The organism is Thermodesulforhabdus norvegica (assembly GCF_900114975.1).
GTDB classification, from domain to species: domain Bacteria; phylum Desulfobacterota; class Syntrophobacteria; order Syntrophobacterales; family Thermodesulforhabdaceae; genus Thermodesulforhabdus; species Thermodesulforhabdus norvegica.
The window spans coordinates 31,637-52,739 of sequence record NZ_FOUU01000010.1 but is presented as its reverse complement, the minus strand read 5'-3'; the positions used below and the strand labels follow the sequence as shown (position 1 = coordinate 52,739).

The 21,103-nt window shown below is 51.0% G+C and carries 16 protein-coding genes and 1 tRNA gene; 13 read left to right on the top strand and 4 right to left on the bottom strand.

Annotated elements, in window-relative coordinates:
- Positions 1-3: 3 nt before the first annotated feature.
- The 7 genes from larC to BM091_RS11730 are packed head-to-tail and all read left to right on the top strand — an operon-like array spanning position 4 to position 8,811.
- Positions 4-1,209: a nickel pincer cofactor biosynthesis protein LarC gene (larC, locus tag BM091_RS11760; RefSeq protein WP_093396004.1), complete on the top strand. Its 1,206-nt coding sequence runs from the start codon at positions 4-6 to the stop codon at positions 1,207-1,209.
- Entirely contained in the window at positions 1,206-2,465 is a 1,260-nt protein-coding gene (locus BM091_RS11755; RefSeq protein ID WP_093396003.1) for a nicotinamide-nucleotide amidohydrolase family protein, read from the top strand. Before larC ends, BM091_RS11755 begins: the two co-directional genes overlap by 4 nt.
- Positions 2,444-3,031, top strand: a complete 588-nt coding sequence (gene thpR / locus BM091_RS11750; RefSeq protein WP_093396001.1) for an RNA 2',3'-cyclic phosphodiesterase — start codon at positions 2,444-2,446, stop codon at positions 3,029-3,031. Before BM091_RS11755 ends, thpR begins: the two co-directional genes overlap by 22 nt.
- A 39-nt stretch (positions 3,032-3,070) precedes the next feature.
- Entirely contained in the window at positions 3,071-4,126 is a 1,056-nt protein-coding gene (recA, locus tag BM091_RS11745; protein WP_093396000.1) for a recombinase RecA, read from the top strand.
- A 27-nt stretch (positions 4,127-4,153) separates the two neighbouring features.
- Positions 4,154-6,826 carry an alanine--tRNA ligase gene (gene alaS, locus BM091_RS11740; RefSeq protein WP_093395998.1) on the top strand — a complete coding sequence of 891 codons (2,673 nt, stop codon included), beginning with the start codon at positions 4,154-4,156 and terminating at the stop codon, positions 6,824-6,826.
- Between the two features lie 18 nt (positions 6,827-6,844).
- Complete coding sequence (locus BM091_RS11735) at positions 6,845-8,170, top strand: HDOD domain-containing protein (protein ID WP_093395997.1); 1,326 nt, start codon at positions 6,845-6,847, stop codon at positions 8,168-8,170.
- Positions 8,167-8,811 (top strand): HAD family hydrolase, encoded by a 645-nt coding sequence (locus BM091_RS11730; RefSeq protein WP_093395996.1) that lies wholly within the window; start codon positions 8,167-8,169, stop codon positions 8,809-8,811. The genes BM091_RS11735 and BM091_RS11730 overlap by 4 nt, the downstream gene beginning before the upstream one ends.
- On the opposite strand, the gene mnmL is transcribed toward BM091_RS11730, so the two are convergent.
- A complete protein-coding gene (mnmL, locus tag BM091_RS11725; protein WP_093395994.1) occupies positions 8,772-9,740 on the bottom strand; it encodes a tRNA modification radical SAM protein MnmL/YtqA in 969 nt (322 codons plus the stop codon). The genes BM091_RS11730 and mnmL overlap by 40 nt on opposite strands.
- A 119-nt stretch (positions 9,741-9,859) precedes the next feature.
- On the opposite strand from mnmL, the gene BM091_RS11720 reads away from it, so the two are divergent.
- Both BM091_RS11720 and BM091_RS11715 read left to right on the top strand, forming a co-directional pair.
- Positions 9,860-9,948 (top strand) — tRNA-Leu (locus tag BM091_RS11720).
- Between the two features lie 202 nt (positions 9,949-10,150).
- The gene (locus BM091_RS11715; RefSeq protein WP_093395993.1) at positions 10,151-11,341 is read left to right on the top strand and encodes a tyrosine-type recombinase/integrase; all 1,191 of its coding nucleotides are present in this window, start codon (positions 10,151-10,153) and stop codon (positions 11,339-11,341) included.
- A gap of 71 nt (positions 11,342-11,412) precedes the next feature.
- Here the strand turns inward: BM091_RS11715 and BM091_RS11710 are convergent, their stop codons facing one another.
- Genes BM091_RS11710 through BM091_RS11700 form a run of 3 tightly spaced genes read right to left on the bottom strand, consistent with a single transcriptional unit; the run spans position 11,413 to position 14,963 of the window.
- Positions 11,413-11,931 carry a TubC N-terminal docking domain-related protein gene (locus tag BM091_RS11710; protein ID WP_093395991.1) on the bottom strand — a complete coding sequence of 173 codons (519 nt, stop codon included), beginning with the start codon at positions 11,929-11,931 and terminating at the stop codon, positions 11,413-11,415.
- A gap of 2 nt (positions 11,932-11,933) precedes the next feature.
- Positions 11,934-14,720, bottom strand: coding sequence for a hypothetical protein (locus tag BM091_RS11705; protein ID WP_093395990.1), 2,787 nt, complete (start codon positions 14,718-14,720; stop codon positions 11,934-11,936).
- A 51-nt stretch (positions 14,721-14,771) separates the two neighbouring features.
- Positions 14,772-14,963, bottom strand: coding sequence for a helix-turn-helix transcriptional regulator (locus BM091_RS11700; RefSeq protein WP_093395988.1), 192 nt, complete (start codon positions 14,961-14,963; stop codon positions 14,772-14,774).
- 132 nt (positions 14,964-15,095) lie between these two features.
- On the opposite strand from BM091_RS11700, the gene BM091_RS11695 reads away from it, so the two are divergent.
- The 4 genes from BM091_RS11695 to BM091_RS11680 all read left to right on the top strand — a co-directional run bounded on the left by BM091_RS11695 (position 15,096) and on the right by BM091_RS11680 (position 21,096).
- The gene (locus tag BM091_RS11695; RefSeq protein WP_093395987.1) at positions 15,096-16,184 is read left to right on the top strand and encodes a hypothetical protein; all 1,089 of its coding nucleotides are present in this window, start codon (positions 15,096-15,098) and stop codon (positions 16,182-16,184) included.
- Positions 16,185-16,584: 400 nt separating this feature from the next.
- Positions 16,585-18,120 (top strand): sigma-54 interaction domain-containing protein, encoded by a 1,536-nt coding sequence (locus BM091_RS11690; RefSeq protein ID WP_093395985.1) that lies wholly within the window; start codon positions 16,585-16,587, stop codon positions 18,118-18,120.
- Positions 18,121-18,367: 247 nt separating this feature from the next.
- Positions 18,368-19,498, top strand: a complete 1,131-nt coding sequence (locus tag BM091_RS11685; RefSeq protein ID WP_093395984.1) for a class II glutamine amidotransferase domain-containing protein — start codon at positions 18,368-18,370, stop codon at positions 19,496-19,498.
- Positions 19,462-21,096: a glutamate synthase-related protein gene (locus tag BM091_RS11680; RefSeq protein WP_093395982.1), complete on the top strand. Its 1,635-nt coding sequence runs from the start codon at positions 19,462-19,464 to the stop codon at positions 21,094-21,096. Before BM091_RS11685 ends, BM091_RS11680 begins: the two co-directional genes overlap by 37 nt.
- Positions 21,097-21,103 lie beyond the last annotated feature (7 nt).

Here is a 21,103-nt window from a genome sequence, read left to right as displayed (position 1 = left end):
GCGGTGGAAAAGCGGTCTGACTTCAACGGGCGCACGGGTTATCTTGATTGTTTTTCCGGCGTGAGCGGAGATATGCTGCTGGGTGCCGTAGTGGATGCGGGGGTTGAGGCCTCTGAACTTTTTGCACGGGTTGAAGAGGTCACGGGCCCGGAGGTTTTCGACTGGCGCGTTACCCGTGAGAAACGAGGGTATCTCTGGGGTACCAGGGTGATTGTTGAAGCCCGAAGCAGGGCCTTCAGGTCCTACGGCCACATTCGTGAATTTGTCGAAAAAAGCCTGCTGGAAGAAAAGCATAAAAGGGTCGTCCTGGCCGTTTTTGAAAAGCTGGCCGCTGCTGAAGCGAAAATCCATAACCTGAACATAGAGGATGTGCATTTTCATGAGCTCGGCTCCGTCGATACCGTGGTGGATGTTATCGGAACCGTTTTGGGAATGGATCTTCTGGGTATAACCTCCCTTTACGCCTCTCCGCTTCCTATGGGACGGGGGTTCATAAGCTCTCATCATGGGTTGTTACCCGGCCCTGCTCCTGCAACGCTTGAGGTTCTAAAGGGTGTGCCTGTATATGGAACGGTCAAGGAGAGAGAGCTCGTGACACCCACAGGGGCGAGCCTTTTGGCGGTTCTGTGCCGCGGTTTTGGCGAGATACCTCCGATGAGAATAGATCGAATTGGCTACGGAGTTGGAACTCATGAAGACGATCACCCCCCGAATCTTCTGAGACTCCTCGTTGGTATTGAGACGGCCGAACGACTCTGCGAGACTCTGGTTGTGGGGGAGACCAACATCGACGACATGAATCCGGAGTTTTTCTCCCATCTTTACGAACAGCTCTTCACCGAAGGCGCCCAGGATGTGTGGATAGTACCTTCCTATATGAAGAAAAACCGACCCGGCTGGGTGCTTTCCGTACTCTGCAGTGAAGCGCTTCTGGAGCGCATTCAGTCCGTCATATTCAGGGAAACCACCTCGTCGGGTATGAGATGGCAGAGTGTTAGGAGATTTTCGCTGAAGCGAGACTCCTCCGTGCTGGAGACGCCTTACGGATCACTGAGGATCAAGGTGTTTGAGGTGATGCCCGGCTTAAAAAAGGCCTATCCTGAATACGCCGATTGTGTGGATCTGGCATCCAGGGCGGGAGTTAGCGTGAGAGAAATATACGAATATGCAATGTCACAGGTGCAGGGAGTACTGGAAGAAGACCTATGAAGCCGGTTAAGGGTTCTCTGGTAGTCATTGGCGATGAAGTTCTTTACGGTCACGTTCAGGATGCCCACGTTAAAACCGTTGGACGCCTTTTACTGAAAAAGGGTTTTACAATTCAGGAGGTTCGCATTCTGGGCGATGATCCTGATCTTCTGGCAGAAGCTCTTGCCGAGCTTATTCGGAAGACGGATTTTGTCGTCACAACAGGCGGCTTGGGACCCACGACCGACGATGTGACCTGCGAAGCTCTCTGCAGGGCCTTCGGTCTGAAGCGTATCCCCGACGAAGAGTACAAAAAACACTTTCAGAGACATCTCAGGCAGTTCGGGATTCCGTGGAAGGATGCTTTCGAGAAGATGACCCATCTCCCCGAGGGTGCGGTCAAGCTGGCACTTGACAGACCGATGGCAGGATTTGCCATTGAGGTCAGAGGGAAGCCACTTTATTGCCTTCCGGGTGTTCCCCATGAGGTCGAGTATTTGATCGGGAAAGAGGTGCTGCCTGAGCTGGAAAAGATCTTTACGGCAAGACGCTGTGTGGTCCGGAGGGTTATCAGAGTTCAGGGGATGTACGAGTGGGAAATTGCGGAAAGGCTCGCGGATGCCGAAAAAACAGATCCCGGCTTTGAATCTGTCAGGATAGGATACCTTCCCAGACCGGAAGGCGAAACCTGGGTAACCATAACGCTACAGGCCGAGGACTTTGCAAAAGCAGAAAACGAAATTAAAAGGGTCGTCGGCTATGTCATCGACAGGATTGGAGCAGGCTTCGTGAGTGGAACGGATGATGATTCCCTGGAAAAGGTCGTCGGTGAACTGCTGAGAAAGAAGGGAATGAAGCTGGCCGTAGCAGAGTCGTGTACCGGAGGTTTGTTGGCCGAAAGGATTGTGTCCGTTCCCGGTGCTTCTGACTACTTTGATCGTGGTTTCGTCGTGTACAGTAACGAAGCCAAAGAGGAACTGCTCGGTGTGCCTGCAGAAACTCTAAAGCTTTACGGTGCGGTAAGCGAGCGGACGGCTGTGGAGATGGTTAAAGGGGCGTTGAAGCGCTCTAGGGCGGACATTGCCGTTGGTATTACCGGAATTGCAGGGCCCGGAGGTGGAAGTTCCACAAAGCCCGTAGGAACCGTTTACATAGGATACGGCACGAGGGGAAAAATTAAGGCCGAAAGGTTTTTATTCCACGGAGATCGAGAACTTATTCAAAGGAGAACGGCACACGAAGCTTTGAGGCTCCTATGGCAGGAACTGAAAGAGTGATTCGAGCCTTTGTGGCAATAGACCTTCCCGATAGGGTTAAGGAGCACCTGAGCGAATTGATGAAGTCGCTGGTAAGGGATGTGCCCGACGGGGTTAAATGGGTAAATGCTTACGGGGTACACATAACCCTTAAATTCCTGGGAGATGTCAGAGAGACGCAGATTCCGGATCTGGAAAAAGTAATCCGCGAAGTAGCTGGAAAGTACGGTAGTTTTTCGTTATTTCTCAAGGGATGTGGAGCTTTTCCTTCAATCAAAAAGGCGAGAGTGATCTGGGTGGGCGTTGACGGAGATGTTGGACTGCTGGGCGATTTTAAAAAAGAGCTGGATAACTATCTGGAACCTCTTGGTTTTCCCGAAGAAGACAGAGAGTTCAGGCCTCACGTGACTCTTGGTCGTGTTCGCAGGCCTTCCGGTAATCCTTCGCTTGCGAAAAGCATTGCGTCCCGGATGGCTTTTAAAACCGATTTTTTTACGGTGGAAGACGTGGTACTCTATCAAAGCATCCTGAAACCCGATGGAGCCGAGTACAGACCGATTGCCAGGATAAGATTGGGAGGAGTTTAAATAAATACTGGGCTAATAAGACCGGAGGTATAAGTTGTCATGACGAACGGAACGGATGAGCGTCGCAGGGTGATTGAAGCGGCGCTGTCGCAGATTGAAAAGCAGTACGGAAAGGGGGCCATCATGAGGCTTGGTGAGAAGGCTCATGAGGTGGCCCATCCCGTTATACCCACCGGGGCAATATCGCTCGATCTGGCTTTGGGAATTGGAGGCGTTCCCCGGGGTAGAATTATCGAGATTTACGGGCCCGAATCCTCGGGGAAAACTACACTGGCTCTCCATATAATAGCCGAAGCTCAGAAACAAAGCGGTGTGGCCGCTTTTATCGACGCAGAACACGCTCTGGATGTGACCTACGCCAGGCGACTGGGGGTCAACGTAGAGGATCTGCTCATAAGCCAGCCGGATTACGGTGAACAGGCTCTTGAGATTGCCGAAATCCTGGTGAGGAGTAACGCCATCGATGTAATTGTAATAGATTCGGTGGCCGCACTGGTGCCCAAAGCTGAGATCGACGGCGAAATGGGTGACGCTCACGTAGGACTCCAGGCCCGGCTCATGAGCCAGGCGTTGAGGAAGCTCGTGGCCGCCATTAACAAGTCGAAAACCTGCGTGATCTTTATAAACCAGATCCGGTCGAGAATCGGGGTCATGTTTGGACCGACGGAGACGACCACCGGCGGTAATGCCCTGAAGTTTTACGCAACTATACGCTTAGAGATAAAGCGGGTTGGCGCCATAAAGGAAGGTACGGAAACCATAGGCAACCGCGTAAGGGTTAAGGTCGTTAAGAACAAAATTGCACCGCCCTTCAGAGAAACCGAGTTTGACATCATATTCCAGGAGGGCATTTCCCGTGAGGGAGATGTGCTCGATCTTGCGGCGGAACTCGGTGTGGTCAGCAAATCGGGTGCCTGGTACTCTTATGGAGATGTGCGTCTCGGACAGGGGCGTGAAAATGCCAGAAAGTTTCTTAAAGAACACCCCGAAGTTCTGTCCGAGCTTGAGGCTCGTGTTAGGGAGATAAAGCAGTTGCCTTTTCGAAAACCCTTGAGCCCTGAAGAAGAAGTAGGGGCCGTTGACGAAATCGCATGAGATTTAACGGGGGATGGAGGTAAGTTCATGAAGAAAGCCGGGGAAATCAGATCCGAGTTTTTGCAGTTTTTCAGGGATAGAGGCCATACAATCGTGAAGAGTTCTTCTCTAATCCCCCGGGATGATCCTACCCTTCTTTTCACCAACGCCGGCATGGTTCAGTTTAAACGGTGTTTCCTTGGAGAGGAGAAGCGGCCTTATGTGAGGGCGGCTTCCAGTCAGAAGTGCATGAGAGCCGGTGGTAAACACAACGACCTTGAAAATGTGGGCTACACTGCAAGGCATCACACCTTTTTTGAAATGCTCGGAAACTTTTCTTTTGGCGATTATTTCAAAAAAGAAGCCATAGAATTTGCCTGGGAGTTTCTCGTCAATTATCTGAAACTGCCGCAGGACAAACTTTACGCTACAGTCCATGAGGGCGATGCGGGGATGAATCTCGGCCCCGATGATGAAGCTCGGGAACTCTGGGCGCGGTATCTTCCGGAAGACAGAATTCTTGCCTTTCCCACAAAAGACAATTTCTGGGCTATGGGAGATACGGGACCCTGTGGCCCCTGTTCGGAAATTATCATCGACCAGGGTCCGGAGTTCGGCTGCGGTTCTGCCGATTGTAAGCCGGGCTGTGACTGCGATCGTTATCTGGAGTTATGGAACCTGGTCTTCATGCAATTCGATCGTAAACCCGATGGAACACTGGTACCCCTGCCGCGACCCAGCATTGATACGGGTATGGGGCTTGAGCGTATAGCGGCCGTGGTACAGGGCGTCCCGTCCAACTACGATATAGACCTGTTTAAACCGATAATGGAGAAGATCGAGGAGCTGAGCGGGCATCGGTACGGCGCCGACAAAACAAAAGATGTCTCCATTAAAGTAATAGCCGATCACAGCCGTGCTGCCGCCTTTCTGGTCGGGGATGGAGTGCTTCCGTCCAACGAAGGACGGGGTTATGTCCTCAGGCGGGTTATCAGACGGGCGCTGCGACATGGTCGATTTTTGGGGCTTGATCGGCCCTTTCTCCATGAAGTTGCTCTGGCTGTTATGGAGAGCATGAAGGACGCCTACCCGGAGTTGATTGAGAACCGCAGGTATATTACCGAAGTGATAAAGTACGAGGAAGAGCGCTTCAATGAAACTCTGGATTTTGGACTAAGGCTTCTGAATCAGGAAATAGAAAGACTGAAGGATACGGGTCAATCGACCATACCGGGAGAGCTCGTGTTCAAGCTTTACGATACTTACGGCTTCCCCACGGATATTGTGACCGATATGGCCCGCAGTATCGGCTTTTCGGTGGATCTCGAAGGTTATGAGAGCCTTATGAAGGAACAGCGGGAGCGCTCGAGGCTTCACTGGAAAGGAAGCGGCGAAGCCGCCGTCGAAGGGGTTTATAAGGAAATCGGCCGGGAAGTCGCCACCGTCGAATTTGTGGGATACGAAACCCTGGAGACCGAAGGCAGAATTCTCGCCATTATCGCCGGAAATAAACGGTTGAATGCAGCGTCACGGGGTGACAGGGTTGAAATAGTCACCGATAGGACTTCTTTTTACGGTGAATCGGGTGGTCAGGTGGGAGACAGAGGCCTGATAGAGGGACCGAAAGGGGCTGTCACCGTCGTTGATACTAAAAAACTCCCGGGCGATCTGATCCTGCATGTCGGTGAGGTTACGGAAGGAAGTATAGAGGTTGGGGAAAGTGTAAGGCTTGTTGTGGATGCGGAAGCGCGGGCTGACACGGCACGACATCATACTGCCACCCACCTTCTGCATGCCACTCTTAGAAAGGTACTTGGAGAACACGTCAAACAGTCGGGATCACTTGTTGCTCCGGATCGCCTGCGCTTCGATTTTACGCACTTCAGGGCTCTTACGCCCGAAGAACTGGAAACCGTTGAAAATCTCGTAAACGAAGAGATCAGGAAAAACCGATCCGTCTGCATAACTCAGATGTCCTACGATGAAGCCGTAAGAACAGGTGCCGTGGCTCTCTTCGAAGAGAAATACGGAGATGTTGTCAGGGTTGTTGAGGTTCCGGGTTTAAGTAAAGAGCTCTGTGGAGGAACCCATGTCAGGGCAACCTCCGATATCGGGGCCTTCTTTATTCTGAACGAATCGGGCATAGCAGGAGGCGTCAGGCGTATTGAGGCCGTGGCGGGCAGAGCTGCCGTAAGATGGGTCCAGAACCAGCGGCGCATGCTCAGAGAACTTGCAGACATACTGCGTGTGCCGATGGAAAACGTTAAAGACAGGGTTGAAAAGCTTCTCGAGCGGGAAAAACAACTGGAGAAGGAAATAGAAAGACTGAAGTACGAGATCACGGCTGCCGCTTCCAGAGATGTGCTGGCATCGCCTGAAGCAATGGGTGATGTTCGGGTTATTGTATCGGAAGCGGACGTGGATGATCACGCTGCCATGAGAGAAGTTTACGATCGGTTTAAAGAGCGATACAGGGATAAAGCAGTTCTGGTTCTCGGTGGAAGGACAGAAGATAAGGCCTTGCTGCTGGTGGGCGTTTCCAGGGATCTTACCGGGCGAATTCATGCAGGGGACTTAATAAGAGAGCTGGCTTCGGTCGTCGGAGGCCGTGGAGGTGGCCGACCTGACATGGCACAGGCTGGGGGACCTAACCCTGAGAAACTGGGAGAAGCCCTTGAAAAAGCCCGCGAAATACTTCGACGGGTCCTGACGACCGCATAGGAAAAAGGTGGTCCTGTCATGTCTGTGCGGATCGTGGATTCCGGCACCTTCTACATAGGCAAGAGGCAGATTCTTACACTGGAAGCCATTCTGGGAACCTGTGTCGGTCTGGCGCTCATCGACCGAAAAAACGATATTGCGGGATTGTATCATATACTGTTGCCCGAACCGCCCGACCCCGGAACGGATTTTCAGCGAGAAGCTTATGCTTCCACAGGACTGCCGGTATTTTTAAGTGAAATGGTGCGGCGAGGAGCGGACCCGGCACGCCTGGAAGCCCACATTGCCGGTGGAGCTCTTGTAGGGCCCGTGTCTGAAGAAGACTTTATCATGAACATCGGGGGTGAAACCTTCGATGTTGTCGAGTCCTTTCTCAGGGAGAATAACATTCCCATCGTTTACTTAGAAACGGGGGGATTTTTTGCCTGTCGGATCCAGCTGGACATGCGCAATTTCTCCGTAAGGGTTGACCCTTTTGAATCGCCCGAAGGCTTTAACATAGAGCGATTTCCCAGGCCAACCCGTGAAGACCTCATCGGAACCGTAAGCCAGCTTAAACCCATCCCTCAGGTGGCTTTGAAAATCCTTGATATGGTGAAAAGGGGAGACTACAGTTTTGCCGAGATCTCCGAAGAAGTTCGAAAAGATCAGGTTATAGCAGCAAAGATTCTGGCTTTTTGTCAATCTCCGATGTTTCGACTGCCCCACGGGATTCAGTCGATTGATAGAGCCCTTGTCGTGTTGGGTGAACGAAGACTTCTTCAGGCGGTGCTAATGGCCTATTGTGAAGATGTTTTCCGCTGTGCAACAGGCGGCTACAGCATGTGTCGTGGCGGTCTTTTTAACCACGCCGTTACCACTGCACACATAGCTCAGGCTCTGGCCAGATCCTTTAACCTCCCGGAAGATCAGGCATATACGGCCGGCCTTCTTCATGACATAGGGAAAATAGTGCTGGATCATTATATCCATCCCGTTGCGCCCTACTTCTACAGAAAGGTTCTCAATGAGGGAAGATCTCTTGTGGAAATTGAAAAGAGCGTTTTCGGAGTAACCCATATTGATACGGGTGAAATTCTCTGCAGGGAGTGGGAATTGCCCGATGCGGTTTACAGGGCCGTTAGAGGTCATGAGTTATCCGAATTCGATGAAGCCGGTAACATGCTGATCCGCATAATAAAAATGGCCAATTTTCTTTCGGGGACTTTCCTGCCCGGTCAATCTCTTTCGGCCGTTGGTGCTGCTGACGCTGCGGGGATTGTCAGGGGAGTACCTCTGGGCAAAGGCCAGCTTCTTGAAGTGCTGGGAGCCGCTTCGGAAGTTTCCAGAGCTGTAAAATCATGAGAGGCGGGGTCTTTTCATCTGTTAAAGTGGTCGTTTTTGATTGCGATGGAGTTCTGTTCGACTCCCGTGAGGCGAACATTCGGTACTACAACTATATACTTGAAAGATTTGGGTACCCTCCCGTTTCGCCCGAACAGGTTGAATACGTACACACTCACTCCGTCAAAGAATCTATATTCTACCTCATTAAAGATCCTGATAAAGCCGGTCAGGCTCTGGAATATGCCCGTCGGGTCGATTTTTCGCTTTTCTTTCCTTATATGGATCTGCACGATGGAGCGAAAGCCTGCCTGAAAGCTTTGAAGACTTACCGATACGGACTTGCGGTTGCCACGAATAGAACGGCTTCAACTCGTGGAGTACTTGCTCATTTTGGAATAGACTGTTTTTTTGACTACATAATCTGTGCGGCCGACGTGAAGAATCCCAAGCCACATCCTGAAATGCTCGAAAGGATCCTGTCGTACTTTAAGGTGCCTGCTGATGCCGTTATCTATGTTGGAGACTCCGCCGTTGATCAGGAATGTGCAAGAAAGGCCGGGGTACTCTTCGTATCTTTTAAAAATCCCGACTTGGACGCTGATGTTCATGTGGGGGGATTTCAGGATTTACTGTTCCTGCTGACCCCGGTAAGCGCCTGACTTATGGATGCGAAAGATTTTTTAAACCATGAGCCCTGTTTAAGATTGTTCGTCTCCATGTAATCCACAAGCATTGCAATGTTTTTCTGTTTCTCCAGGGTCCACGAAGGTGCAACCAGTTCGTTTCTATGGGGATCCCCGGTTACTCTCTGGATAACCACATGGGGCGGAAGGCATGCCAGGAATCTCGCCGCTATGCGAACGTAATCTTCGCGTTCGAGGCATTTATACTGTCCCTTGAGGTACATCTGTTCAAGGACGGTATCTTTGATCACGTAGAGCACATGAATCTTGATGGCCTGAATGTCCAGACCCGCCAAAAACTTCGCCGTCTCCAGCATGTCTTCTTCGGTTTCACCGGGGAGACCGAGTATAACATGAACACATACGGGTATGTTCAGTCGCCGTGTTGCGTCCACAGCCTTTACGAAGGTTGCAACATCGTGGCCTCTGTTTATTATTTTGAGAGTCCTATCGTGGGCAGACTGAAGGCCGTATTCGAGACATAGATAGGTTCTTTTTTGCAGGAAAGCCAAATAGTCCAGGATTTCTTCGTTTACGCAGTCAGGTCGTGTCCCGATGGTGATTCCCACGACGTCCTTAACGCTCAGGGCTTCTTCGTAAAGAGATTTCAACCTGGGCAAAGGAGCATAGGTATTGGAAAAGGATTGGAAATAGGCCAGAAATTTTTCGGCCTTAAATCTCTTCCGGAGGTATTCCATTGAGTTGTCTATCTGCTCTCTTATTGATAGTGCCCGTTCGTGAGCTCCCGTGCCCGACCCTCTGGCGTTGCAATAAATGCACCCCCCTGTTCCAGCTGTACCGTCCCTGTTGGGACAGGTCAGGCCGGCATCCAGAGAAATCTTATGAACTCTGCATCCGAATTTCTCGGTCAAAAATTGTTTGTATTCCCGGTAAGGTTTTCTCATGAAATCCTTTAACCTCGCTAAAAAATAGCACCAGGCGTAAAAACTTTAACATCGGCAAAAGTTTTTTTGAAGCTTGAGTTTCGGCGTTCCATTGTGATAGGTATTAAAAAAACAATGCCGCCTGGGTGGCGGAATAGGCAGACGCATGGGACTTAAAATCCCATGGGGCTTTGTCCCCGTGCGGGTTCGATTCCCGCCCCAGGCACCACCCGTTGGTTTAGTAAAATCCAGCATCTTCCAATAAAGTAAACAAAATCAACGGTTTAGGCCATATTTCAAGTCTAATATTGTCTAATGAGATTTACTGATATACAACTATTCTGACGGTAGAATTGACGGTAGAAGTCGGTAGGAGCTGGCCGGTAGCTGACCGGCTGTGGTTTGTTACCGTCATAACCGGGTAAGTTGCCATGATTATTAAAGATACTCACCTGAGAAATGCAAAACCGAAGGACAGACCTTATAAAATCCACGACGGTAGCGGTCTTGGGCTCTACTGCCTTGTAATGCCTAACGGTTCCAGGTTGTGGCGTATAGATTACCGGTACGATGGTAAAAGAAAGACGCTATCGCTGGGGAAATACCCCGAAGTCAGCCTCGAAGAAGCCAGAAAGCAGGCCCTGGAATGCCGCAAGATGGTCAAAAACGGGATTGATCCATCGGAAGCGCGCAGGACGGAGAAAAACCGGAACACATCCACGTTCACGGCGGTTGCGGAAGAATGGTATCAGATCAGGAGGGTATCCTGGAGCGCAAAACATGCTCAGAAGATCAGGGGGCATCTGGAAAATCATATCTATCCCTGTTTTGGCGGTAAATACATAGGGGACATCACGCCCGAAGAAGTTCTGTCCTGTGTTAAAAAAATACAGGCAGAAGGTAAGAATGAAACGGCCCATAAAGTTCTTCAAACCATCAGCCAGATTTGTCGTTATGCAATTGCGAACGGTAAACTGAATTTCGATCCATGTTATCCGCTAAAGGGGATACTGCCGCCATTGCGTTACAATCACCGCCCCGCCCCGACAACCCCGGAAGACCTTGCCCGAATCCTCAGGCTAATCTGGGCCTATCCTAACCCCGTTGTTGGAAGCGCTCTTAAGGTGCTGGCGTACACCTTCCAGCGTCCTGGAGAAGTTAGAACCATGAAGTGGGACGACATAGATTTTGATGCCCTGGAATGGCGGTTTACGGTGTCCAAAACGAGAACACAACACATCGTCCCCTTAAGCCGGCAGGTGGTCGCTATTTTAAAAAAGCTTGAACCGTTAACGCGACCGGATAGCCCTTTTGTGTTCGCGTCGTACAAAACGCCCCGGCGTCCCATATCCGATATGGCAACAAATGCAGCCCTTAAAGCGCTGGGTATAGACACCAGGACGGAAATCACCTCTCACGGTTTCCGTGCGGCGGCAAGGACACTCCTGCATGAAAGGCTTGGTTTTCCTCCTGACGTAATCGAACACCAACTGGCCCATAAAGTGCCCGATAGGCTGGGGACCGCTTACAATCGAACACGGTTTCTGGAACAGCGCAAGCTAATGATGCAGGAATGGGCTGATTACTTGGACAGTATCAGAACGACAACCGCAGATGCTTGACCCCGCCTCCGGGGGTCCTTCTCGCAGGGGGCGGTGCTTTTACGGCCCGGTTCGGCGCAGTTTTCGAGCACTTAACGAGCAGGAAAGTTGGTTGCCAGTTGTCTTTCCCCGATGGATCCGTTCTTCTTGTGCATGGCCACGTTCCACAAGGGGCAGCTGGCCAGCGATTCGGGCTTTGTGAGGATCGTAAATCGGATCTTGTGCGCCCCGCAATACGCCGCGGTGTAATCCCACCTCTTGAGGCGTTTGATATGCCGGCACCCGCGGCAGGTAGGGGGGATAAAGCGTGCATTTACGATAGGTTCCTCCTCTTCTTGCTTGCGTACTACTGTGGAAGTACCTGCCGGGGCAGAGCTTTTCTGCGGGCCCGGGACAGCAGGTGCGCTTTCAGCCCCGGCGGGAAGGTCCGGGGCAGGCTCGTAATCATCAGCCTTACCATCTAGAAGGTAGGCGATTACTTCCGCCTTGTGCTTACGCAGGAAGTCAACGGCCTCGTTGGCGATAGTTTTTGGGGCGGAATACTTCAGCCTCTCCCCGTCCAGCCACACCTTTAGTCCTTCTTCCATCAACCCCCTGAGCAAATCCCGCATCTTCAAACCTCTCCGTAAACAATTTCATCGTCCGTGGAGTTCTCCTTCCCCAAGGGTAGGGGGAAAATATCGTCCGAACCGTCCAGATCGTCCAAGTCCGCATCACGCCTGGCTTTTTCTTCGGACGGTTTTCGGACGATTTCGGACGGTAAGCATTTCGTATCGTCCAGGGTATCGTCCGACGAAAATGCTAGATTTTTCAAGCTATTGACCGATGCGGACGATTCGGACGATATTTTAGCTACTCTTTGGAGGCGGACATAGCGGCGACGATGAGCCGAGCTGTCGCGTCCGGTTTCAAGGATTATTCCACTATCAGATAAGTTTGATGTTATTTCTTTCAATCTTCTACTTAAAGAATTTGCGCTTTTCGGCCAGGCCTTGCTACGTGTGTTGATCTTTTCTTTTTCGGCCATCTTTTCCAGGCATTCGAGAAGCTCCGCGGGCGTTCCTTCCCATTCTGGGGTTTCTTCAAGCAGAGCGATTATTGCCGCCGCTACAGGATGCGATAACAAAATTCGCTCCGAAACCGCTCCGATGTTCTGCCAGTATGCCCGCAGAAAAGTTTCTGCCCCAACGTCCAACGCTTCTGCAACAGCAGCGCCCCAGGCTGCGAAATCGGCCATGCGGGGCAGTTCGCCAAAACTCAGCGTTGGCTTTATTCGCATAGCGGCACTTAGGGCATCCAGCATGCTCCCGAACAGGCGTGGTCGGATTTCTTCAAAATGCCGCAAGAGATCCTGTTCCTGCCGCCGTTTTGTGTTTTCGATGCGCTCCAGTTCAATGGTCAGGAAACGATCTTGCAGATCAGTACCGCCCGCAAGAAGATGGATGCCGTTCACACCAACCGCTCTCTTAAAGCGAAAGATCCGCTCCTCGTCGTCCGTGTATAGTGCTCGCACCGTGAGCCCCGCTCCCGTTGCCGCCCTGCAGAGCATATCACCTTGCGTCCCTGTCACCCCCGATATGTTGTCGAAAAAAGGTGCGTAGTTATGCGCAAGCTGAATTGCTAACTCCCGTTCATCGCTACGGATAACCAATAGAGGCTCAATTGCGGGATCGATAAGCGCCCTCAGTATCTTTAGTAAAGTTGTTTTTCCGGCCCCTTTTTCCCCGTAAACATCCAAAATCGGTTTAGGGATCTCGGGCACTATGGCAGCAACCACATACACAAGCAGCAGGATTTGTTCGTTTTCAGTGCGGACGTTTACCATGTCCAGTAATTCCCGTAGGTCTCCGCCCCGCTCCGGCATTACCTGCTCGCCCGTATTCTGGTAGCGCCGGAAGAGGATGGGAGGCCTTTTCACAACTTCCCACCCTTCTGTTGTGATCCTTACTACTCGCCATTCAGAATCACCCAGGTCGTACCAGAAAGCTCCCTTGTGTTCTGCAGTTCTTAGGTGAAGCTTGTACTTTAGTCCCCCGAAAACGGCGTTGGCTTCAAGCACGTTGAGCGCTTGATTTATTGAGTCGGTGTTTGGCGCTTTCCCGGTTATTTCAAAAAATTGCCCCGTAAGCCATCGTTTGAACCGCCTACTTCGTATCGGCCAGATTTCTTGGTGGTCACCAACGGGGAAAGCCGCAAACGGCTCGTGTTCTTCATCGTGGAACAGGGTAGCTTTCAAACCCAGGTGCACCAACACATCGGCTTGACTGGGCTTCGTTTTGCTTTCGCCCTCAGGCCTGGATGAATTTTCTTTCGACGAACGGTTCGTGTGCCGCGAGCGTGGCGAAATTACCTCTTTACTACCCGGCTCCAGTAACCGGCGAAGTGCTTGCCAGTCATTTCCGGAACACGAGTTATGAAAACAACCGAAGGCCAGGGCGCCGTTTTGAAATTCGATAATTCTAGCTGTGCGTTTGTGTTCAGGATTAAAAGGACAAGTTTCGAGTTCATATAGCGTCCCGTCCTGCCACGCCTTCGTTTTACTCACCCTCAGACCGTGGCGGGTAATGAAGTCCTGTAGGTCGAACATCCCGCCCATTTGAACAGTCAGACGTGGTTCAGTCTGGGGACGGGGCACGAGGGCGGCCAGCTCCTGTAGTTTTTCCAGAGGTGTGATGTCTATTCTTTCCGGAACAGTAAGAAAACAACTGCGCCTGTGCGGTCTCTCCGGGATGTTGTCGCCTTTGACGTTAACTGTACCGATTAGGCGAACCAACCGTGCCGCGTTGAAAACGCTGGTGTCAATGGCCACTTTCTCATCGCCAAATTTCAGGGAAAGCGCTCTCAGGCAATTTGAGATTAGTTCTTTGCTCTCGGCGTCGTTTGGAAGGTCTACACGATAAAGCAGATAAAATCCATTTCCGCTATCGGCAACAACAGGTGCAGGCCATCCCAGCTCACCAAGCCACCTGGAGACTTCCACCATCCGCTGCTTAGCGCTTTTCTTTTCCTCATCGGTTGCCGATACCCCTGCGGGGCGAGAAGGGTCGATGTCGATTAGAAACCACCGGCGTCGGATCACGTCATTGTCGGTGGTGGTAGCGTCGGGGTTTGTGATTAAACGATTTGCGGCCCTCGCTAAAAGCCCCGGGTGGACGGGGTTTAGAACAGTATAGATATTTACCTTTCCGTCGTAAGGGGTTATGGCGGCGCAAAGCCTCTTGGGGTCATTAAAATAGCCCGCGATTACTCTGGCCCGTGGTGCACCTAGGATACGCACCTCGACCACTTCCCCGGGCTGGTAAAGCAGCTCCAGGGTCTGTTTTAAAAGGTGCGAAAGGTTGCCCAGGGATTTTTCACCACCGGAAGTCTTGAATTTTTCCACGGCTGTGATAGTTTTCATATAGCACCCTCCGTTATATCAAGCCTCTCGCTCGGGCCCGCATCCGGCGGGCTATTTTTGCGCCTGTATTTTGCGTCGCCTGTTGATCCACTCTTCGACCTCTTCGACACTCCACACAACCCGTCGTTGTCCGATCTTGATAGGCCGGGGGAACTTTTGTGTCCGTATTAGATAATAAACGGTACTTTTGGGTATGCCGTATCTGGCGCTTAAATCACCGATCCGGATGTATCTCTCCATCATATCCCCTCCTGGATGTTTTTAAACGTAGTTGTTTTTTTCTTGTAAAACAGGACGAAAGGCGGTACAAGTACTGAGCAACCGTGGTTGACACATTTTTACCCGGGCTGTTACACGGATACGAAGGGGATGGATATGTTAGCTGTGATAGCCGTTGAAAGCACCGCCCCGGCCTTTAACTCTGTTCTTGAAAACGTTGCAGAACTGGCAGACAGAAGAAGAAGCACGTGGGGAAGGAAGTTTCTTAGAGCTGCCGTGATTTTAAGCAATTACCCGTGCAGAATTACCTTCTTTGGCCCCATGAAAGAAGATTACAAGCCATTTGTGGTGGAAAGTCCTGCAAAAAAAAGTGGGTCTATTGATATGCTTGCCTTTCCTCATGTTCTTTCCCGTGAAGGGGTTGTTGGGCTTTCTTTTGACGCTCTTTTGCCGGTTACAGCATCACAGGATTACACGATGTGGGGAATAATTTTTGAGGTGATGAGGCGCTGCAGGGAGATTGAACCTCAAACATACCTTGTTACCAGATGGGTTTCCGACCTGCTGGAGAAAACCGAAACCGAATTGCTGGAAAAATGCGGTGAAGATTTTGCCGTGGGCCTTAGCGCATGGTTCTTCAAAAGAAAACAACCCATAAGCCGGCGTTACTTCTGCCATTTCCCCCCGTTTCCTCCGCATATCCCGGGAAGTCTGGAATTTACAATCTTCGGATCCGACCAGCTTAAGACGGCTACCAGAGTTAAACGCCTTATCGAAGACGCAGAAACGGGGTTTGAGTATGACGAAAGAGGCCGGCTGGTTAATGACCTGATAGAGAATGGAATGATCCTGGGGAAAACAGACAGACATACACTTCTGTTTTATGCCCCCACCAGGCCATACGAGGAAATAGCTGAGTACATATCAAAAAAGCTTGAAGATCGCCCATGCCTGATTTGTGGCTCACCTGTTAGGACAAGGGTACGCAGGGTCAGGATTTGCGGGCTGAAACCATGCCAGGGGCGCTTTGACAGGCTTAAACAAAAAGCCCGTGAGCTATACGACCAGGGGATAACCGGATATACGGACCTTTGCCGTGCCCTTCATGAAAGCCATATAAAAGGACAGGAATATTTGAAGCAAAAAGGCAGGGTTAACGAGACCTGGCAGGCTTACGACCTGAAAAGATTGATCAAGTTTACCGTGCTCACCGTTATTTCCGAAAGGAAGAAAGAACAGGAATAAAACCGCGACAACGAACAATAATGACGGTATCTGTGACGGTATAAAACATGACGGTATGCCCGCAATTGCTTGCGTTGTCGGCTTTCTCTTGCCACCAACGATTCCCGCCCCAGGCACCAATCCATGATGTACAAAGTTCAACACATCCCAGCTAAGCAAGTAAAATCAGGGCTTCAGGGCACGCGAAAAGGCAACAACGACCAACAGTGTCCATTGAAATTCAGCCCTCCTGACGGTATTTTTGACCGGACGCTACGTTCAGGGAAAGCACGCAGGTTTTCCAGCCTTTTTCGTATCATTATGATTGTACACTTTTGTTCGCCGGGTACCTTGTGGGTTGCCTCTTGTGATGGTATAAGTTTTAAGTCCGTGTGGAAACTCGGAAAAGGGGAAAGGCGTTATGGGAGAGGAGGTAAGGATTGAATATACTTACGATGAACTTGTGGCACTGCACGAAATTGCACGGATCCTTTCCGACTCGACGGACATTCGCGACCAGTTGAGGAAGGTTCTGGATGTTTTGAGCGGTCGGCTTGGTATGCAGAGAGGAATGATTTCCGTACTGGATATGACCACGGGTGAGGTGTGGCTGGATGTAGCTCAGGGGATGTCTATTCCCCCTGGTGCCGTTACCTATCGACTGGGTGAAGGAATTACCGGCAGGGTAGCCCAAACGGGACGCCCCATAGCCGTGGCAAACCTGAGTAATGAGATTCATTTTCTCGACCGGACGGGTGCAAGGAAGAGCCTTAACAGGTCGGAGCTATCTTTTCTTTGCGTGCCTGTAAAGTTCAGGGGTAGGGTTGTGGGGGTTTTATCGGTGGACAAACTTGCTCAGAATGTTGTCAACCTGGACCGGGAAGTTGCTCTGTTGTCGTCGGTGGCGGAGCTTCTGGGAAAGGTGGTCTACTATAGGGCCGTGGAGGAGGAGAACCTGAGGCTCAGAAAGGTTGTGGCCGATGCTCGGCGGCCGAAAACCGATATAGTAGGGAAGTCAAAGGGGATAGAGGAGGTACTTCGCCTGATCGATCAGGTTGCCGATTCCAATATGACGGTTCTGATCTACGGAGAAACTGGGACTGGAAAAGAGCTTGTTGCCAGGGCAATTCATGAAAACAGCAAGAGGGCATCGGGGCCTCTTGTCAGGGTCAACTGCGCTGCAATTCCTGACACTCTTCTCGAAAGTGAACTCTTTGGACACGAAAAGGGAGCATTTACGGGGGCCATGACCCGCAGACGCGGTCGCTTCGAGGAGGCGCATAAGGGAACGATCTTTCTTGATGAGGTTGGAGAACTGTCGCCCACGGCTCAGGCTAAACTGCTCAGGGTTCTCCAGGAAAAGGAGTTTGAACCTCTGGGTTCCTCCAGAGTCGTGAGAGTCGATGTGAGGGTTATTGCAGCTACGAACAAAAACCTTGAGGAGGCCGTGGAACAGGGGAAATTTCGGGCAGATCTCTATTTCAGGTTAAATGCCTTTCCTATATACATTCCTCCCCTTCGAGAGCGAGGAGCAGACATATTGCTTCTGGCAGATCATTTTGTTTGCAAATATGCAAAGGAGTTTGGAAAACCCGTGAGAAGAATTTCCACTTCTGCCATAGAAATGCTGATGTCTTATCACTGGCCGGGTAATGTTCGAGAACTTGAAAACTGCATCGAGAGGGCCGTCCTGCTGGCCGAAGGAGATACCATTGACGCCGTGCATCTACCCCCATCCCTCCAGATGAAGAAAAAGAGTGAAAACGAACCGGTTCGTGGTAAACTCGAAACCCTCGTGGGAACCTACGAAAGAGATCTTATAGTGGATGCTCTCAAAGAAACACGAGGCAACATTTCAGAGGCCGCCCGAATACTGGGAACAACAAGGCGCATAATACACTATAAAGCCAAAAAGTACGGCATAGACCTGGGGAAATTACGTGGGACGGGTGCATAGATATCTGAATGGTGTACACAATTGTACACGTCTTACCACCGAATATTATCAATATCTTATCCCGAATCATGCCCCTTTCTATGGCCTGATTATTCCGATAATGTACAAAGTTGTTCATGTTTTGGCGAAGAATCACGCCTGTAAAAGGCTTTCAGGAAAGAGGGCATTTTTTTTGCTTAACAAAAAAGTTTACCCGTAAAGGCTAAGGAGTGGCCAAAACTTTCCATACCGGGAGGAGAATTATCATATGTGTCGGTTGTTTGCCATTACAAGTGAGTTGCCCTGTTCTCCCATGACGGCCATTACGGCCCTCGATGTTATGAAGGAGGGTCATGATGGCTCGGGAGTGGGGTTATTCATGACCGATCTGGCAGGTCCGTGGGAGGAGTTTAAGGGAGCGCCTATTTTGTCCGGTATTTTTACCAACAAGGGCCTAAAACAGCTCGATCATTATATGATGGAGCTGGGCTTTACCACCAAGTACAAGTTGTCCATAAAGCTACCCAAAGCTCCTCCGCCGGGTGTACCAAAAAGAGACGTCTATTTGATTCGCGCTTATGACTACCCCGAATCATGGGAAGGACTGAGCCAGGAGGAAGTAAATCATCGGCTTATGATGATCAGACTTCAATTGAGGCAGATGGGTCTGGATACCGGTGACATGGTGGTTTTCAGTTTCTGGCCTGACGTTATTATGATCAAGGAAATCGGTGATCCCATGACCGTGGCCGAATACCTGGGGCTTGATCGGAAAGAGCTCCGGGCCCGCGTGATTATGGCTCAGGGTCGGCAGAACACCAACTACGCCATCAATCTTTATGCATGCCATCCCTTCTTCATCCAGGGCATAGCCACGATGACCAACGGCGAAAACACGGCCTTCGTGCCCATTCGTGAGTTCCTGGAATCCAGAGGATTTCCCGGTTATATCGGCTATCAGTCTGATTCGGAAGTGTTCACCCATATTCTCCACTACATGTACTACAAGCTGGGTTTTGGAATAGAGATGTACAAACATCTTATAACGCCTCTTCAGGACCGGGATCTGGAATGTCATCCCAACGGTTCATTCCTGAGGCATATAAAACACACCTGCAGAAGGCTTACAATCGACGGCCCTAATTGCGTAATTGGGGTACTTCCCGACAAAACGATGTTTATGGTCCAGGACCGAAAAAAGCTCAGACCCGGTGTTGTCGGAGGAAAACCGGGGATGTGGGCGTTTTCCTCAGAAATCTGCGGGCTTGATGCCGCCATACCCGATCGGGATAAGAGCAAGGACTTTCAGCCCATGTATCTGGATACGGCGGTTGTCGGTTCGGACCGTAAGGAGGTTAAGATATGGCGACAAACGGAACCATTACCCCTTCAACTTTGAGCAAAAAGGACCTGCCCTGGCAGGTTCTCTGGGATAAGGAGCGTTGTGCTCTTTGCGGAAGATGCACTGCGGCCTGCCCGGTTCATGCCATTGAACTGGGCGTGTTCAGGAAAAGAATTATTCAGCCTGCTCTGGGTAAGGATACCCAACCGGGTAACGTATATCAGGTGTACTACGGCATAAGGCAGAAAACGGATCCGGCATATGCCTGTGTGGGATGTGCTACCTGCACACTCGTTTGTCCCAATGAGTGCATTTTCCCGGTGAGAAGCGATGAGATAGACAAGCTCAGGTTTCACATCAACCAGGGAGGACAGCCAAGGCGCAGGGGTGGTAGAAGAAACGTGCCGGAAGGGATACTGGATCGAATAAAGTTCGTGCGCATATCCATGCTTACGGACCCGGCGCTAGATGCAGGGCGTCATGAGTTTGAATTGAGAACCCTTCTGGGACGAATCCTGCCGCCCGAAGAGGGATTGAGGTTGCTAAGGGAAGAAGGGTGGATGCCCCCGGTGAGAGAAATATATCCTCTGATTATAGGCAGTATGTCCTTCGGTGCGCTTTCTCCCACAATGTGGGAAGGGCTTCAAATGGGGGTTGCATACCTCAACGAGGAGCTCGGTATGCCCGTTCGGATTTGCACCGGGGAAGGGGGAGTTCCTCCGAGGCTTTTGCGCTCCAGATTCATAAAGTACGTCATAATTCAGATTGCAAGCGGTTACTTTGGCTGGGACGAGATAATCCATGCAATTCCGGAGATGAAGGAGGATCCCTGCGCCATCGAAATCAAGTACGGGCAGGGTGCCAAGCCGGGTGATGGCGGGTTGCTTATGTGGTACAAGGTCAACAAGCTTATTGCCGCAATCCGGGGTGTTCCCCCCGGTGTCAGCCTCCCCAGCCCTCCGACCCACCAAACCCTTTACTCCATTGAGGAAGCAGTAGCAAAAATGATCCAGTCCCTTTACATGGCCTGGGGATTCAGGGTTCCCGTTTATCCAAAGATCTCAGGAACCACGACGGCTCTGGCGGTTCTAAACAACCTCACACGAAACCCCTATGCAGCCGGTCTGGCAATTGACGGTGAAGACGGGGGAACGGGAGCGGCTTACAACGTGTCGATGGATCACATGGGCCATCCCATTGCGAGCAACATAAGAGAATGCTACCTGAATCTGGTTAAACTGGGAAAGCAGAACGAGATTCCGCTCTTTGCCGCAGGTGGCGTGGGGAAACGGGGCAATCTTGCTGCGAATGCAGCGGCCCTTATCATGCTGGGAGCCAGTGGTGTACAGATAGGCAAATACATCATGCAGGCTGCCGCCGGTTGCGTCGGTTCGGAATCAGACCGTTGCAATATATGCAACATAGGGCTGTGTCCCAAGGGGATCACTTCTCAGGATCCGCGTCTCTACAGGCGGCTTGATCCTGAAAAGGTAGCTGAAAGGGTTGTCGATGTCTTCGTTAGTTTCGATACCGAACTCAAGAAAATAGTGGCCCCTCTGGGCAGATCCACATCACTTCCCATCGGAATGTCCGACGCCATCGGTATAGACGATTATCATGCCGCCGAACGGCTACAGATTAAATATGTCGTGTGAGGTGATA

What these genes read in the sequence shown, in the direction of transcription:
- BM091_RS11755 (WP_093396003.1), top strand. Translation starts at nt 1,206, where the DNA reads ATGAAGCCGGTTAAGGGTTCTCTGGTAGTCATTGGCGATGAAGTTCTT.
- thpR (WP_093396001.1), top strand. Translation starts at nt 2,444, where the DNA reads ATGGCAGGAACTGAAAGAGTGATTCGAGCCTTTGTGGCAATAGACCTT.
- recA (WP_093396000.1), top strand. Translation starts at nt 3,071, where the DNA reads ATGACGAACGGAACGGATGAGCGTCGCAGGGTGATTGAAGCGGCGCTG.
- alaS (WP_093395998.1), top strand. Translation starts at nt 4,154, where the DNA reads ATGAAGAAAGCCGGGGAAATCAGATCCGAGTTTTTGCAGTTTTTCAGG.
- BM091_RS11735 (WP_093395997.1), top strand. Translation starts at nt 6,845, where the DNA reads ATGTCTGTGCGGATCGTGGATTCCGGCACCTTCTACATAGGCAAGAGG.
- BM091_RS11730 (WP_093395996.1), top strand. Translation starts at nt 8,167, where the DNA reads ATGAGAGGCGGGGTCTTTTCATCTGTTAAAGTGGTCGTTTTTGATTGC.
- mnmL (WP_093395994.1), bottom strand. Translation starts at nt 9,740, where the DNA reads ATGAGAAAACCTTACCGGGAATACAAACAATTTTTGACCGAGAAATTC.
- BM091_RS11715 (WP_093395993.1), top strand. Translation starts at nt 10,151, where the DNA reads ATGATTATTAAAGATACTCACCTGAGAAATGCAAAACCGAAGGACAGA.
- BM091_RS11710 (WP_093395991.1), bottom strand. Translation starts at nt 11,931, where the DNA reads ATGCGGGATTTGCTCAGGGGGTTGATGGAAGAAGGACTAAAGGTGTGG.
- BM091_RS11705 (WP_093395990.1), bottom strand. Translation starts at nt 14,720, where the DNA reads ATGAAAACTATCACAGCCGTGGAAAAATTCAAGACTTCCGGTGGTGAA.
- BM091_RS11700 (WP_093395988.1), bottom strand. Translation starts at nt 14,963, where the DNA reads ATGATGGAGAGATACATCCGGATCGGTGATTTAAGCGCCAGATACGGC.
- BM091_RS11695 (WP_093395987.1), top strand. Translation starts at nt 15,096, where the DNA reads ATGTTAGCTGTGATAGCCGTTGAAAGCACCGCCCCGGCCTTTAACTCT.
- BM091_RS11690 (WP_093395985.1), top strand. Translation starts at nt 16,585, where the DNA reads ATGGGAGAGGAGGTAAGGATTGAATATACTTACGATGAACTTGTGGCA.
- BM091_RS11685 (WP_093395984.1), top strand. Translation starts at nt 18,368, where the DNA reads ATGTGTCGGTTGTTTGCCATTACAAGTGAGTTGCCCTGTTCTCCCATG.
- BM091_RS11680 (WP_093395982.1), top strand. Translation starts at nt 19,462, where the DNA reads ATGGCGACAAACGGAACCATTACCCCTTCAACTTTGAGCAAAAAGGAC.